The organism is Paenibacillus sp. NPDC101420 (genome assembly GCF_050277435.1).
In the GTDB taxonomy this organism is placed as follows: domain Bacteria; phylum Bacillota; class Bacilli; order Paenibacillales; family Paenibacillaceae; genus Paenibacillus_AQ.
Window position 1 is genome coordinate 1,223,323 of the sequence record NZ_JBNNSE010000001.1, and the last position, 13,535, is coordinate 1,236,857.

Genomic DNA, 13,535 nt, shown 5'->3' on the forward strand with positions numbered 1-13,535 from the left:
TCATCGCATTTAATATAGCAGTACTATAAAGGCGGTGGACAAGTTGAGCATAAAATATAACTCTCTCATGGTAAATCATCCTTGTCTAACAGACAAATCTAATGCGAGCAATAGACAAAGCTCTGCTTTTGGCTGGTCATCTAAGAACTGGAGTGGCTACACTGTTACTGGTAGAAAAGGTGCCTTCAATCGCATTTCCGGTGAATGGACCGTCCCATACGTAAAACCAACCCACAAATCCACCTATTCCTCCGCATGGATTGGCATCGACGGCTTCAAGAACAGTAACCTTATTCAGACGGGAACAGGTCATGAATTCGTAAATGGGATTGCCCGTTATTACGCCTGGTGGGAAATACTACCTGACGTCGAGACCGTAATCCCTTTTCCAGTATACCCTGGAGATCATATGAAGGGTACTATCACAAAAATAAACCACACGAAGTGGTCTATCACACTCCGGAATTTAAGCCGAAATTGGACCTTCCGAACGCTTCAGCGATATACTGGTCCGCAGACCTCCGGCGAATGGATTATGGAGGCTCCTGAGGTCGATGGTTCCATCGCAAAGCTGGCCCGCGTTGGTACTACCTATTTCAACTGTTGTCGAATCAATGGAAAACGACCTAGGTTAACTCTTTCTAATGGAGGGATCATGGTCCAGAATAACACCACCGTTGCGGTTCCTTCCAGTCCAAGCCCTCGAGGGGACTCTTTTAGCGTCAAACGTATATACTAACAGCATAAATGGATTCAGCACAAAAAAAAGAGCTGCCTCGTTTGTAGATTTTCACTACATCTGAGACAGCTCTTTTATTTCTCGCATAAACGCTTACCGTCCTTTAGGGACGCCAACCGCGTTTGGGCTTGGCTAATTAAAAACTATGAATCAGGCAAAGCACAGTCGAGTACTACTCGATTGTGCTTACTTTTACCAAGTTAGTGGAACCGGAACGTCCAAGTGGAATTCCTGCAGTAATCACAACTAGGTCGCCAGCTTGAACCAGACCGGAATCCTTACCACCTTGGATTGCTGTTTCAAGCAATTCATCTGTGGAAGTAGCTACTTTACCGAATACTGGCGTTACGCCCCAAACGAGGGACAATTGACGCATAGTTCTTTCTTGTGTCGTAACAGCAATGATTGGTGCTTTAGGACGGTATTTGGAAACAACGCGTGCAGTATGACCTGTAACAGTCGAAGAAAGAATAGCCTTAGCGTTCAGATCCAAAGCGGAAATTGCAACGGATTGGCTGATAGCTTCTGTAACTGTAGTTTCTTGTAAAGTTTGTTGTTTTGAGAAAATTTCACGGTGGTCCAGAGCGGACTCCGCTTTCTCAGCAATACGGGACATTGTAAGAACGGATTCTACTGGATATTTACCAGCAGCAGTTTCTCCGGAAAGCATGATTGCATCTGTTCCGTCGAAAATAGCGTTTGCTACGTCACTTGCTTCAGCGCGAGTAGGACGTGGGTTACGTTGCATAGAATCCAGCATTTGTGTAGCTGTGATTACTGGTTTGCCAGCAACGTTACATTTTTGAATCATCAATTTTTGAGCCAAAGGTACATCTTCAGCTGGAATTTCAACACCAAGGTCACCACGAGCAACCATCAGGCCATCGGAAGCTTCTAAAATTTCATCAAGGTTGTCAACACCTTGTTGGTTTTCGATTTTGGAAATGATTTGAATGTGAGAAGCGTTGTTTTTCGAAAGCAGCTCACGAATTTCCTGAACGTCGCTAGCTTTGCGAACGAAGGAAGCGGCGATAAAATCGATGTCCTGTTCGATACCAAAAAGAATATCGTTGGTGTCTTTTTCCGTAATACCCGGCAAGGAGATGTTTACTCCTGGTACGTTAACGCCCTTCTTGCTCTTGATCGTACCACCGTTTACAATACGGGTCTTGATTTCAGTTCCTTGAATGTCGACAACTGTCAAACCAATCAGACCGTCATCAATAAGGATGGTGGAGCCTACTTGAACATCATTAGGAAGCTCGCTGTACGTGATGGAAATACGTTCTTGGGTGCCAAGGATTTCTTCCGTAGTTAGTGTCAGGTACTCGTCCTGAACTAGTTCAATCGGTTCTACTTCCAACTTGCCTGTGCGAATCTCCGGTCCTTTTGTATCGAGCAGGATAGCAACAGTTTTGTTCAGTTCCTTAGATGCTTGACGGATCGTTTTAATCCGAGCACCATGCTCTTCAAAATCGCCGTGGGAGAAATTCAAACGGGCCACATTCATACCAGCCAAAATCAATTTTTTGATATTCTCCAACGATTCACTCGCAGGTCCGATCGTACATACAATTTTACTTTTCCGCATTAGGTTTTCCTCCGTTTTTTCGTTCTCTCTGTCTCACTTTTTCCAACTACAAAATCTACTACAAGGCTAACTAATTAAATAGGAACTTTGTCACATGTGCCTTTAACTACGCCCTTATGAATATTACTGCAACTTAGACACAAAATCAATGTTGTAGGCTCTTTTAGATGTAATTTGAGCTCGAATTATCTGAACGCACAAAAAAAATTAAAATAATCCCGGCATTGCGTCGAGATTATTTTAATTCCAATAAAATGTATAATTTACACTTAATTCAATATGGTCCACTAAGTATGGTTATATGTCTTAAAGTGCAAATGGAAAGGCACTATTCACACTTCAGATTCCACTTCTTCTTCAAGGAAAATCTGCTCCTGCTGGACTTCAGCAAACTCACCAATTTTACGGAATTTACGATAACGATCTTCTTTCAATTCCGCTCTATCCAGAGGAATCAGCTCCTGCAAGTGACGCCATAATGCATCCTTAATTGCAGCTGCCGTAGCTTCGTAATCACGATGTGCGCCGCCTTTTGGCTCAGGAACAATCTCTTCGATGACTTCCATTTCAAGCAGATCAGATGCCGTTATCTTCATGGCTTCTGCCGCTTGATCAGCCTTCGAAGCATCCTTCCATAGAATTGATGCAGCACCGTTAGGAGATATCGCCGAATAAATGGCATGTTCCAGCATAAGCACTCTATTACCAACTGCCAGTGCTAATGCGCCCCCACTTCCGCCTTCACCGATAACCACACAGATTACAGGAACACCAAACTGAGACATCTCGCGTAAATTACGGGCAATTGCTTCGGATTGTCCTCTTTCCTCAGCTGTATTGCCTGGATATGCACCTTTCGTATCTACAAAGGTTATAATGGGACGATTGAACTTGTCCGCTTGCTGCATCAGACGCAGTGACTTACGGAAGCCCTCAGGGTGTGCACTGCCGAAAAAGCGTAAAATATTCTCCTTCGTATCTTTACCGCGCTGCTGGCCAATGACCGTAACCGGGACGCCGTTAAGTTTAGCGATACCGCCTACAATTGCAAGATCATCCCCAAACATTCGATCCCCGTGAAGCTCGATAAAATCTGTGAAGATCTGCCCCATAAGATCAAGAGAAGTCGGACGTCCTTGATGTCTAGCTAGATGCATTTTTTGGGAAGGCGAGATATTAGAATAAACTTCCTCCTCAAGCACACGGTACCGTTCTTCCAGTCTTGCTACCTCATCCGTAAAATCAATACTTTTCTCTTCGCCAAACTGCTTTAGCTCGGCAATTTTCTTGCGCATTTCAACCAGAGGCATTTCAAAAGGCAACTCTCCTGCCAACCTAAAATCCCCCTTTCACATCATGCAATTCCAAAATTTTGGTCAGTGTGGCGCGCATTTCTTTACGGTGCACAACCATATCAATCAAGCCATGCTGCAGATTAAATTCAGCCGTCTGGAAATCATCCGGAAGCTTTTGGCGAATTGTCTGTTCAATGACTATACGTCCTGCGAAACCGAATACCGCCCCAGGCTCAGCAATAATAATATCGCCAAGACTAGCAAAACTCGCAGATACTCCGCCAGTTGTCGGATCCGTAATTATAGAAATATAAAGGCCGCCCACTTCGTTGAAACGAGCAAGCGCTGCACTGGTCTTCGCCATTTGCATGAGACTTAGAATACTCTCCTGCATTCTCGCTCCGCCAGAAGTAGAGAAAATAAGGAGTGGAAGCTGCTTCTCCGTGGCTTCTTCAATCGCCCGGGTAATCTTCTCACCAACTACAGATCCCATACTGCCGGAGAAAAATTCGAAATTCATCACAGCTACGATCACTGGATGTCCGCCAATAGATCCCTGCCCCGTAATCACGGCATCAGTTTGTCCCGATTTTAGTTGCTGTTGCTCCAGTTTAGAGGCATAACCCGGGAATTTCAGCGGATCTATAGAATACATTTCACTATCAAACTCAATAAAGCCCTCTGGGTCTAACGTCATAGCAATACGCTCTACGGCGTTCAAGCGCAAATGATGACCACAAGTAGGACATACTTTTAGATTCTTTTCCAATTCCTTGCTATACTGGATCGTTCCGCATTTATTACATTTACTCATTAATCCTTCTGGAATTTCCCGTTTGGGGCGTTCGCCTTCTGCAGGCACGCCGCTTCGCTCCAGACGTTCTGAAGGAATAGTCGCGTACTTCCGTTTCTTCTGAAATAAATCTTTGAACACACCCGCACCTCTTCAGCCGTTTATTTGCGTTATGCAGCTTGCCGCTGTCATGACTTTTCTCTTGATAGAAATTCAGGGATGCAGAATAAGATTAAGGACTTCCTGTACTTCCTCCAGTTCACCTGAAGGAACCAATATCTCAAACTGCTGCTTGGACATATTGATTGGACGGCATTTTACTAAAAAACCTTCTTCAGTCAGCTTACTCTTAATCATATCCGCCACTTTGGCGGTCGGCGCGATATATATTACCGTCCACATGCCTTGCAAGGCCTCCCCAATCTTAATTCCCAGCCGTATCCCGTATAATGGAATTATGATAACACAGTTTTCTTTTTTCCCGCAACAGGCGTAGGGCAAAGGAAGCAAGACTGAGGAACTCGTTCAAACGAAATGAATCGGGTCATTTATTCCGTATCCGTGACCAGAGGATATACTTTTGCCCCTTCCTGCCGATGAGCGATTCTAGCAGAAGCAGCTGCAGCGATACCCGCTACTAAGTCATCCAAGAACACGTGAATCCTCCCCTTATCATCGTTCAATTCACCAATGATTCCAAGCTTTATTTTGTCCAAGTACCCAAATCCTGTAAGTCCGATCATCCCATATACCCCTGTGATGCCAAGGGCTAGAGTCTCGTCCGCTCCATAAAGTGATTCATCCGCTTCCATTACTGCCTGGAGCGGCTGCGGAAGCAGTCTTTTCTCTGCCAGCTCATCAAGTGCGATCCCCGTCATTAACGTGTACTGCACTTCTCTTTTTCCCAATACAGATTTCACACTGGAAAGGCATTCTTCCTTGGATAAACCGGGATAATAGACCGATTGTAAAATATATACGATTTCAGCAATGGAAGAAAGTGATACGCCTCTTCGTTCCAACAGATCAACTGCCATTTGATAGGACATGATGTGATTCCCCTTTCCGCCCAGGGATTCGCCCTGTGGTTTCCTAATGTATGCGGAAAAGGGTGGAATTGTTCTTATTTTATTCTTACGGTACCTGCCCCCAGCATAGACTCGATAGCCGCGATTAGCTCCTCGGTAGGCTTAATCCGATAATTATCGCTAAGGGCCAGGAGCTTCTGATCCCGTTCGTAGAACAGAATCGTCGCTACTGGGCCTGGATGATTCTGCAGCAGCTCCTTCAGGCGCGACAGCTGCGCAGCATTCTCGGCGGCCGGCGTGATCTTGATAAAGACACGCTGGCCTGAGCCCGGCGCTGGCGCAGCGGCCGGTGCAGGTGTTGCAGGCGCAGCTGCGCCGCCTGCAGGTCTGCCAGCGGGGCCAGTGGCGGCCCCGCTAGCCCGCGAAGCAGGAGCCGCACCACGCGGCTGCGCTCCTGCTGAGGCCGAGCGTCCCGCGCTATACGGGCGGGACGCGGCGGCACTACGGCGCTGCAGCAGGCCGCGGAGTGTCTCCGCGGATAGCAGCGCCACTTCCTCGGCCAGCAGCTTGAAGCCTTCGTCCTCCTGCTGCACCTTGGCGCGCAAGGCCAGCAGCGCGCCCTTGGCAATCAAGCCGCGGCTTCGCTTCCACACCTCGGGGAAGAGCACGACTTCGCAGCGCTCGATCTGATCTTCCCATTCGATGAAGGCCATCGATTTTCCTTGCTTCGTCGTAATTTCCTTAACGGATACGACCATGCCGGCCGTAACCGTCTGGCTCTCATCTGCGGCTTCACCGAGATCCATCAGCCGCTGTATGCCCGGCTCCTCAAGCAGCTCAGCGCTATCGTCGAGCGGATGACCTGATAGATACAACCCCAACAGCTCACGTTCCATCTCCAGCTGCTGTCCTACTGTGAACTTAGGGATATCCGGATAGCGAATCTCCCAATTCGGCGTCTCCACCAAATCGTCGAACAACTGGATTTGCAGTTCATCCCGCTCCTTGCGCCATTTCGTCGCGGCGTCAACGGTCTCGTCCAGCATAGCCAGCAGCTGGGCCCTATGACCCGGCAGACAGTCAAAGGCTCCTGCCTGCAGCAAAGACTCCACTACCCGCTTGTTGCAGACCCGCAGATCCACACGTCGACAGAAATCGAGCAGGCTGTCGAACGGCCGCTCCTTGCGCACCGACATAATATTCTCCACTGCTAGCGTGCCGACGTTCTTAATCGCTGCGAGCCCAAAGCGGATATGCCCTGTTCCCGTTTCCTCTCCTGGAACAGGGGTAAACAGTACGCCGCTCTCATTCACATCCGGCGGTAATACGCCGATGCCCGTCCGGCGGCAGTCCAGTACATATTCCGCCACCTTACGGTGGGTTCCCATCACAGCGGTCAGCATAGATGCCATAAACTGTACCGGATAATGCGCCTTTAGATAAGCCGTCTGAAAAGCCAGCACACCATAAGCCGCCGCATGCGCACGCGGGAAGCCGTAATCGGCAAACCGTACGATCATATCATAAACGGCATTCGCATCCGTTTCGTTATATCCTTGCTGCAAGCTCCCCTGTACAAAATGACTGCGTTCCTTATCCAACGTCTCGCGCTTCTTCTTAGAAACCGCTCGGCGGAGCAGATCCGCTTCACCAAGCGAGAATCCAGCCATAAGCGAAGCAATCTGCATGATCTGTTCCTGATACACAATTATCCCATAGGTATCCGCTAATATAGATTTCAAATCAGGGTGCGGATACTCTACTTCGATCTGACCGTGCTTACCTGCTATATATTTCGGGATAAACTCCATCGGACCCGGACGATACAAGGCTAGAACCGATACGATATCTTCAAAGCCATTAGGCTTCAAATCCTTAAGCACACGTCTTACACCCGCCGACTCCAGCTGGAAGACCCCAGTCGTCTCACCAGCACCTAACATTTCATACGTGAGCGGATCATGATCTGGTATGATTTTAAAATCCGGAACACTGCCACTCATTTCTTTAATCGAATTCATGCAGCGTTCGATAATCGACAAAGTACGCAGGCCCAGAAAATCCATCTTCAGCAGCCCAACACTTTCCAAATGCTCCATAGAGTACTGAGTTAACGCTGTACTTTCGTTGCCCTCTTGAAGGGGTACAGCATCAGTTAACGGACCTTTGGAAATAACAACCCCGGCAGCATGTGTCGAAGCATGACGAGGCATACCTTCCACTTTCATTGCCATATCCAGCAAACCTTTGATCTTCGGATTACTATCATACAGCGCTTTAAGGTCTGGAGTAGTCTCTAGTGCTCTAGCAAGGCTGATACCTAGTTGTCCTGGGATGAGCTTGGCAGCCTTATCTACCTCGTTATAAGGTAAATTCAGTACCCTGCCCACATCACGAACTGCAGCCCGTGCAGCCATGGTTCCGAACGTAATGATCTGTGCCACATGTTCTTTGCCGTATTTCTCCACCACATAAGCGATAACCTCATCACGACGCTCATCACTAAAATCGATATCAATATCCGGCATCGTGATCCGTTCTGGATTTAAGAAACGTTCAAAGAGCAAGTTATACTTAAGCGGATCTACATCCGTGATTCGTAGGGAATAAGCGGTAAGACTCCCCGCGGAAGAACCCCGGCCCGGACCAGTAGCAATCCCCTGACGATGACAATAAGCGATAAAATCCCACACAATTAGAAAATAATCACTAAAACCCATATTCTCGATGACGCCAAGCTCATAGGCAAGACGCTTTTCAGCGGTTTCTCTTTGCTCAGGCGATGCCCAAAGCGGTGTGTCTATATACCGTTCTTCAAGCCCTTTAAAGCACAACTCTCGCAAATATGCAGCGGAGTCCTTACCTTCTGGAATTGGTGAATAGGCAGGCAGAATATGTTGACCGAAGGTAAGCTCCAAATTACATTTTTCTGCGATCAATAGCGTGTTACTGATAGCTTCAGGCACATGCGGGAACAACGCCGCCATCTGATCACTGCTTTTGAGAAACAGCTGATCTGTTCCGATTTTGAGCCGTTCCTCATCATCCACAGTTTTACCTGTTCCAATACAGATCAGAACATCCTGTACCTCTGCATCTTCCTTGGCCAAATAATGGACGTCATTCGTAGCTACAAGTGGGATCTCACAGGCCTTGGCAAGTGCGATCAACTTCGGATTTACTCGTTTTTGCTCGGAAATTCCGTGATCTTGAAGCTCCAGGTAGAAGTCTTCGCCAAAAATCTCCTTATATCGCAGCGCAGCCTTTCGCGCCTCGTCATCTCTTCCATGCAACAGATGCTGCGGCACTTCGCCGCCAAGACAGGCACTGAGGCATATGATCCCCTCCGAATGAGCGGCCAGAGCCTCCATATCAATACGAGGTTTATAGTGATGACCTTCCAGATGACCGATAGAGATCAGCTTCATCAGGTTCTTGTAGCCGGTTTCATTCTTGACGAGCAGAATCAGGTGATAAATCGGTTGATCTTTACGACTGCCTCGCTCACGGCGAGAGCCCGCGGTTAAATAAGCTTCACAGCCGATAATCGGCTTGATTCCATTCTCTTTACACGCTTTATAAAAGGGGATCGCCCCATACATCACTCCATGATCCGTAAGCGCCAGCGACTTCATGCCGTATTCGCCGGCCCGGCGCACGAGATCGGTAATGCGCGCCGCCCCGTCCAGTAAACTGTATTCGCTGTGCACATGCAAATGCACGAAAGGGCTCATCATCCCACTTCCTTTCTACTACAAAAATCAAACATAAATAGTTGTTCAAAAAGTCCGCTTTTGATCACGAAGTAACCCAAGAAGCTTACTCGACATCGAAGATTGAATTCAGGCGAAACTTCCGGTGCTCACGTAGCTCCCACTACGCTCCGCTCCTCATTTTCTACCTTCTTTCAATCTTCTCGGTGCTGAAAACCGTACTTTTTGAACTCGCACTATAAGATGAAACTATTTTATCATATTAAAGGGGGACCCGCCCATAGAATGGATTAAGAGCACATGGACAGGCAACGATTAGAGATGCCTCGTCCGGGAAGGGGCCTTTATGAGCATATTTATGAGCAAAGCCATCCTCGATTTCTTTATCGCCTTCGGCATCGTACTTGGCGGAGCTATGGTCGGCGGAATCGGCGCCGTAGTATCCCTGCAACCACCGACGCAAACAATGCTAGATGTAGCAGACCGGATTAAAATATGGGCACTTGCCGCCGCTGTAGGGGGTACTATGGACCCTTTACGGGTCATTGAAAGCAATGTGATTGGAGGTAACCTCTCCCCCGCCATCAAGCAAATCATGTATATTGCCTTCGCTTTTCTCGGAGCTCATATGGGCAGCGAGCTAGTAAAATGGGTGTGCGGCAGGGGGTAACGCCAGTGAGAGTTCCACCATTCAGTCGTTTTCGTAGATTCACCCAAATTTCCGCTATATTCATGCTGGGAATCGTCGTAGGAGCCGTCATATACAACGGTATATACCATGTTGGATATAACGTGTTATGGCTGCAAAACCAAGACTTACGCGTAGACATTGAGCAATATCAGGAAGATATTAAAACGCTCAAAAAATACAATAATACCTCTACCGTAATCAGAGAAATCAAAATCCGTTCGGAAGAGAGCAAGTCCAAAGAAGATAACCCCCTTGACCCCGTAACTGTAAAATTAATTATAAGCCAAATGGGCTCAGATCTGGAGCCCATGCGTGGTCGCAGCATGTTCGATATTGACACAGACAGTAAACTGGTTAGACTGCTGCTGGATGGCAAACTTTACATTGTGCGTGATAAGGAATACTCTGTCAAAATCCGGACGATGCTCGTCATGGAAGGTGTTCTGCAAATCTGGGTGGAAATCAGTCCTTTTAAGCGCAACTGACAACCATCGTGTGATACAATAATGGACAGACAAAAGTGGAAATTACTTCAAGGCTTTTGCACGACATGATAAAGGAGCTGGCTGTCCATGGTTTTATTTATCAAGTACTTATTGTTTATCCTGCTGGTGATCTTTGTAATCGGCGCCGCTGTGTACAGCTTATCCTCTCGCCGTGCCTTAAATCCCCAAGATAAGGGGCTAAAACGCTCCGTCATGAATGTGATGCTGGGCGCTATGCTCGTAACGCTCTCCCTGATTTCCATGTTTCTATTTCGCGGATCCACCGTTAATATCATTGTTGAAGCTGCCTTTCTTCTAATCGGTGTGTTTAACATCTTCTCAGGAATACGCAGCTATAGTTATTACAGCCGTAGCCGCAGCCAGGAACAACACCAGTCGAAAGCCTAGACTATCCCTCTGATAGGATTACAAGAATAAAATAGACTACCCTCACTATCATCGTTGAGGGCAGTCTATTTAGCATGTTTGTGATTCATTATCTATTAGCCGTGATCAATGGATTGCAGCATCAGGACAGCTTTCGCTACCAGGGTATCCGAATAGCTGATCTCTATTTCTAGCTTACATGTACGGCGACTTATCTCGAGCAGTCTCGGCATTACAATAATCGCATGTTCGATCTGTACCGGCCGGATAAAATAGGTGGACATATTATCTAATACATAGTCATTTCCTGTAATATCCTTAGCTGCCTTAAACGCAGAGAGCGTCATTAGCGTAGACAATACACCTTCAGAAATGGTACCAAGGTCTGTGGCCATCTGAGGCGTAATAAAGCCGTGAAAAAACAATCGTCCCTCTTCATCCCGCTCATCCGCAAAACCGTTCCAGATGAGATGATCGAAGGTCTCCCCAAGCTGTGGAGTGTTACGGACATCTCGCAGACTTTGCAGCACTTCTTTACGGGTTAGGGAGCCCACCAATTTGCGGTTACGGTCTACAATGGGTAGGAAATCGACACCTTCCCACATCATGATCTGCGCAGCTGAAGCTAGTGAGGTATGCAGCGCAGCGGTAACCGGACTCCGAACCATAGCCTTTTCAATACTTTGCCCTTCTGCCAGGTCCTCTACTTCGCGTCGGCCGATAATCCCAATCACTCGGTTCCATTCATCTGTAACGGGAAAACGTTGCTCTCCAGTTTCCTCAGAAATCTGTCGTAGCTCACCTACGGTACTTGAAATTTTTAACGTAATCATACGCGGTTTGCTGTCGACAATATCTTCTACCAGCATAATTTTTTTCTTAATCAATCTATCAAAAATCGCTCGGTTAATCATTGATGCCACGGTAAACGTGTCATGTCTTGATGAAATGATGGGGAGATCCAGTTCGTCGGCTAATGCCTTCACTTCACGACTCGTCCCGAAACCACCTGTAACCAGAACTCCGGCACCCTGCTCTAGCGCCAAGGAGTGAACATCATCGCGGTTACCCACAATAAGCAGACTGTCTGCGTCTATATAACGAATCATCGCGTCGACCTTCATCGCACCGATTACATATTTATGTAGATGTTTACTCAGTCCGCTAGCCCCGCCGAGAACATGACCTTCCACAATATCAACCACGTCACCAAACGTCAGCTGTTCAGAAATGTTACGAGGCTTCTTTTCTACCCGTACTGTACCAATCCGTTCCTTCGTAATAACAATTCCAAGATTCTCAGCTTCCTTAACGGCACGATAAGCCGTTCCCTCACTGACCAACATTTCTTTTGCAAGCTTACGAACAGATATTTTGGAGCCTACCTTAAGACTTTCAATATGCTGCAGCAGTTGCTCGTGTTTAGTAATTGCATCGCCTTGACCTTCCAACTGTTACACCCCCGTACTCCGATCTGTACTATACTGTACTCATTATACACGGAGAGAATGGCACAGTACAACCGATTCATAAGCATCGAATTCGAATTTAACTGCCCGTTATTTAGCAACCTTTTCCTCTTTTTTATAGTCTGAGAGTTAAAGAAAGAGGAAAGGAGCATTGTGGATATGAACAAGACCATGTTAATAATATTTACCATTACTTTGCTTTTCATAGGACTGATCGGCTGTGGAAATGCGAGAACAGAAGTAAAACAATCAAACCAAATAGAACTGGATGCACAAAATATAGTTTCTATTAACTTAATTGAAAAAGACCAGCCGGCGACGACTATTTCTGAAGCATCATCCTTGGAACGTTTCGTTCAAGCCGTAACTACTGCTGAATATGATAAAGGACAACTAGATATTGCTCCAAGCGATTACAGAACCACCGTAAACATGAAGGAAGGCATAAGTTATGAGTTCTCTTTTTGGATCGTCGGAAGCAACAGTGGGTTACTCATTAAATCGGGACAAACGGGTCACTATCGTCTTTCGGATATCAGCAAAAAAGATCTGTTGGACTTATTCCAATCGACTGTTAAAGAAGATAAGATTTCTCCAGCAGACACTACTAACCCACAGCCCCCTAACGTTCAAGTTACTGTTGGCGGTGAGCATTTCGATGCCATTCAAGGCTCTTATTGCTGGAATGACAATGGCAAAGGCGTCTGTGTAGATATGGCTTCTTATGATCAATTAGTTACCAAACAGAAGGTACATCCCAAAGCCATCAGCCGTGATCAGGTAGAACTCAAATTCTCATCTGCACCCAAGGAGATAGAGGTTGTGGCTTCATTTCCTGGTGAGGAACGTCCGGACGAAGCTCTTTCCGTAGAAAATAACAGTTTTCAGCTCGCAGCAGGTAGCGGAAAACATCTGTATATAATCCAAGCAAGATGGCCTCAGGGGAGCGCCAGTTATGTATTTGAAGTAGAATGCTCTGCCAGTAAAGAGTAACCCGTTTATTAGACAAACTGGGTAGTGGGTTGGCGAATAGAGAATAGTCCCTTAAGAAAAAAGGAAAAATATGTTATAATGGAGAGGTGAAAGGGGATGACTTTATGCAATTTCTTTTTATACTCGCGATTCTCGTTCCTGCGGTGTGGTACTACGCGGCTCTAGGTAAACGGATATCTGCAGAAGAAAAGAAAGCTGGAAAAGATCTCTCGGATGAGATCAATCCTTTTACAGGTGCAAGATAACTTTAATCCCCCTGCTTTGCGGGGCAATTTTAAAGCCCACTGGCTTAAGCTAGTGGGCTTTTCTGTGAATCTAGGGGATTTATACCCCTCTTTTTGCTAATTCTGC

At 46.7% G+C, this 13,535-nt stretch carries 13 protein-coding genes; 6 read left to right on the forward strand and 7 right to left on the reverse strand.

Features of this window, described 5'->3' with window-relative positions; genetic code table 11:
- Positions 1 to 43 precede the first annotated feature (43 nt).
- A complete protein-coding gene (locus ACQKMP_RS05485) occupies positions 44 to 739 on the forward strand; it encodes a G1 family glutamic endopeptidase (RefSeq protein WP_231573410.1) in 696 nt (231 codons plus the stop codon).
- A gap of 172 nt (positions 740 to 911) precedes the next feature.
- On the opposite strand, the gene pyk is transcribed toward ACQKMP_RS05485, so the two are convergent.
- The 6 genes from pyk to ACQKMP_RS05515 form a co-directional block, all read right to left on the reverse strand.
- The gene (pyk, locus tag ACQKMP_RS05490) at positions 912 to 2,330 is read right to left on the reverse strand and encodes a pyruvate kinase (RefSeq protein ID WP_042186514.1); all 1,419 of its coding nucleotides are present in this window, start codon (positions 2,328 to 2,330) and stop codon (positions 912 to 914) included.
- A 332-nt stretch (positions 2,331 to 2,662) separates the two neighbouring features.
- Positions 2,663 to 3,664: an acetyl-CoA carboxylase carboxyltransferase subunit alpha gene (locus ACQKMP_RS05495; protein ID WP_042186511.1), complete on the reverse strand. Its 1,002-nt coding sequence runs from the start codon at positions 3,662 to 3,664 to the stop codon at positions 2,663 to 2,665.
- A 1-nt stretch (position 3,665) separates the two neighbouring features.
- Positions 3,666 to 4,559, reverse strand: coding sequence for an acetyl-CoA carboxylase, carboxyltransferase subunit beta (gene accD / locus ACQKMP_RS05500; protein WP_042186509.1), 894 nt, complete (start codon positions 4,557 to 4,559; stop codon positions 3,666 to 3,668).
- A gap of 72 nt (positions 4,560 to 4,631) precedes the next feature.
- The gene (locus ACQKMP_RS05505; protein WP_042125966.1) at positions 4,632 to 4,820 is read right to left on the reverse strand and encodes a hypothetical protein; all 189 of its coding nucleotides are present in this window, start codon (positions 4,818 to 4,820) and stop codon (positions 4,632 to 4,634) included.
- Positions 4,821 to 4,966: 146 nt separating this feature from the next.
- The gene (locus ACQKMP_RS05510; protein ID WP_042186505.1) at positions 4,967 to 5,467 is read right to left on the reverse strand and encodes a phosphatidylglycerophosphatase A family protein; all 501 of its coding nucleotides are present in this window, start codon (positions 5,465 to 5,467) and stop codon (positions 4,967 to 4,969) included.
- A gap of 74 nt (positions 5,468 to 5,541) precedes the next feature.
- Positions 5,542 to 9,180, reverse strand: a complete 3,639-nt coding sequence (locus tag ACQKMP_RS05515) for a DNA polymerase III subunit alpha (protein ID WP_042186503.1) — start codon at positions 9,178 to 9,180, stop codon at positions 5,542 to 5,544.
- A 325-nt stretch (positions 9,181 to 9,505) separates the two neighbouring features.
- Here ACQKMP_RS05515 and ACQKMP_RS05520 point away from each other — a divergent pair, with 325 nt between their 5' ends.
- The 3 genes from ACQKMP_RS05520 (at position 9,506) to ACQKMP_RS05530 (ending at position 10,743) form a co-directional block, all read left to right on the forward strand.
- On the forward strand, positions 9,506 to 9,829 hold the full coding sequence (locus tag ACQKMP_RS05520) for a YtrH family sporulation protein (protein WP_042186502.1): 324 nt from the start codon (positions 9,506 to 9,508) through the stop codon (positions 9,827 to 9,829).
- A gap of 5 nt (positions 9,830 to 9,834) precedes the next feature.
- Positions 9,835 to 10,335: a DUF4044 domain-containing protein gene (locus tag ACQKMP_RS05525; RefSeq protein WP_042186499.1), complete on the forward strand. Its 501-nt coding sequence runs from the start codon at positions 9,835 to 9,837 to the stop codon at positions 10,333 to 10,335.
- Positions 10,336 to 10,422: 87 nt separating this feature from the next.
- On the forward strand, positions 10,423 to 10,743 hold the full coding sequence (locus ACQKMP_RS05530; RefSeq protein ID WP_042186497.1) for a YtpI family protein: 321 nt from the start codon (positions 10,423 to 10,425) through the stop codon (positions 10,741 to 10,743).
- A gap of 95 nt (positions 10,744 to 10,838) precedes the next feature.
- On the opposite strand, the gene ACQKMP_RS05535 is transcribed toward ACQKMP_RS05530, so the two are convergent.
- Entirely contained in the window at positions 10,839 to 12,173 is a 1,335-nt protein-coding gene (locus tag ACQKMP_RS05535) for a DRTGG domain-containing protein (protein ID WP_076283325.1), read from the reverse strand.
- 177 nt (positions 12,174 to 12,350) lie between these two features.
- Here ACQKMP_RS05535 and ACQKMP_RS05540 point away from each other — a divergent pair, with 177 nt between their 5' ends.
- Both ACQKMP_RS05540 and ACQKMP_RS05545 read left to right on the forward strand, forming a co-directional pair.
- A complete protein-coding gene (locus ACQKMP_RS05540; RefSeq protein ID WP_427468973.1) occupies positions 12,351 to 13,184 on the forward strand; it encodes a hypothetical protein in 834 nt (277 codons plus the stop codon).
- A 104-nt stretch (positions 13,185 to 13,288) separates the two neighbouring features.
- Positions 13,289 to 13,429, forward strand: a complete 141-nt coding sequence (locus ACQKMP_RS05545; RefSeq protein ID WP_179085720.1) for a hypothetical protein — start codon at positions 13,289 to 13,291, stop codon at positions 13,427 to 13,429.
- Positions 13,430 to 13,535: the final 106 nt, after the last annotated feature.

Bases quoted from the DNA above. Each gene is read 5' to 3' on its own strand.
- pyk (WP_042186514.1), bottom strand. From the start codon at position 2,330: ATGCGGAAAAGTAAAATTGTATGTACGATCGGACCTGCGAGTGAATCG.
- ACQKMP_RS05505 (WP_042125966.1), bottom strand. From the start codon at position 4,820: ATGTGGACGGTAATATATATCGCGCCGACCGCCAAAGTGGCGGATATG.
- ACQKMP_RS05510 (WP_042186505.1), bottom strand. From the start codon at position 5,467: ATGTCCTATCAAATGGCAGTTGATCTGTTGGAACGAAGAGGCGTATCA.
- ACQKMP_RS05515 (WP_042186503.1), bottom strand. From the start codon at position 9,180: ATGAGCCCTTTCGTGCATTTGCATGTGCACAGCGAATACAGTTTACTG.
- ACQKMP_RS05520 (WP_042186502.1), top strand. From the start codon at position 9,506: ATGAGCATATTTATGAGCAAAGCCATCCTCGATTTCTTTATCGCCTTC.
- ACQKMP_RS05530 (WP_042186497.1), top strand. From the start codon at position 10,423: ATGGTTTTATTTATCAAGTACTTATTGTTTATCCTGCTGGTGATCTTT.
- ACQKMP_RS05540 (WP_427468973.1), top strand. From the start codon at position 12,351: ATGAACAAGACCATGTTAATAATATTTACCATTACTTTGCTTTTCATA.
- ACQKMP_RS05545 (WP_179085720.1), top strand. From the start codon at position 13,289: ATGCAATTTCTTTTTATACTCGCGATTCTCGTTCCTGCGGTGTGGTAC.